Annotated in this window: 2 protein-coding genes; both read right to left on the reverse strand. The window is 68.1% G+C overall.

Annotation, left to right across the window (positions count from 1 at the left end):
• Positions 1 to 16: 16 nt before the first annotated feature.
• Positions 17 to 583, reverse strand: coding sequence for a transposase (locus ACFYR0_RS37780; protein WP_389338931.1), 567 nt, complete (start codon positions 581 to 583; stop codon positions 17 to 19).
• Complete coding sequence (locus tag ACFYR0_RS37785) at positions 499 to 1071, reverse strand: transposase (RefSeq protein WP_389338934.1); 573 nt, start codon at positions 1069 to 1071, stop codon at positions 499 to 501. The genes ACFYR0_RS37780 and ACFYR0_RS37785 overlap by 85 nt, the downstream gene beginning before the upstream one ends.
• Between the last annotated feature and the right edge of the window lie 100 nt (positions 1072 to 1171).

Here is a 1171-nt window from a genome sequence, read left to right on the forward strand (position 1 = left end):
TACTGACTTCGGCTCGTTAGGGTGACGTCGATTCGTCGAGGGTGAGGCCGGTGCCGGCTATGAAGCCGTCGAGGGTGTGGGGGCGGTACTGAAGGCGTTTGAGCCGGTTGCGGACGAGGGCTTCGAGCCGGTCGAGTGCCATGACGGCGAGGTTGGCCAGGCTGCGTTTGACGTGCGCCCACACCCCTTCGACGGGGTTGAGGTCGGGTGAGTAGGCGGGCAGCAGGAACACCGTCAGCCACTCGCGCTCGGCGATCAGCTCGCGTATCGCATGCGAGACGTGCGTGTTCAGGCGGTCCCAGACCAGCACGAGGGGTGCCTTGACGAGCTGGTGGACTCCGTCGATCAGTGCGATGAAGTCGCGTTCGCCCATACTGCGGCGCTTGCCCTTGCCCGCGGGGTGGGTGCGCAGGCGGTGGCACAGCCGGGTCCGGGAGCCCGGCCGTATCGCGATCAGTCCGGCCACGGACAGGCGTCCGGAACGGCGTCCGCTGACCGTCACGACCGGGGTGTGTCCGCGCCTGCCCCAGGTGCGTCCCCGGGGCGGCTTCCGGGTGAAGCCTGCTTCGTCCTCGAAGCAGATGTAGCCTGCGCAGGCCGCCCGGGCTTTTTTACCTCCGTCCAGGTCGCCTCCTTCCAGACCGTGACGGCCTGCTCGTCGCGTTCGGCGACCCTGCGTGCGGGGACCTGCGGGCTGAAGCCGAGCCGGTGCATCAGCCGGGTGGCCCCGGAGACGCTGTAGGAGATGTGGAACTTCCTGCCGATCAGCGTGGCCACCCTTGATGCGGTCCACACCTGGTCCTCCACCCAGCCGTGCGCCGCCGGGCCCTGCTCCAGATACTCGGCCAGCTTCTGAAGGCACCGTGGGGAAAGGCGGCATCGCGATCCGCTCGGGCCGAGCGAGGCCAGAGCCTCACGGCCACCGTCGTGCCACAACCGGCGCCACTGGTACACGGACTTCACACTCACCCGCAGCAGCCCGGCCACCTCCGACGGTCTGACCTGCTGCTCGAACAGCTCGGCCGCCTTCATCCGCACCGACTCCCGGCGCAGCCGTCCCGCAGGAGTCAGCCCGCCCCCATCCGCATATCGCACACCACACGGATACAGCCACTCACCCACGCCCATCAGGGACTTCGCAAGAATTCACCCCGACGAGCTGAAGTCAGTA

Origin of the sequence: Streptomyces sp. NPDC005017 (genome assembly GCF_042873115.1) — a bacterium.
Lineage (GTDB): Bacteria > Actinomycetota > Actinomycetes > Streptomycetales > Streptomycetaceae > Streptomyces.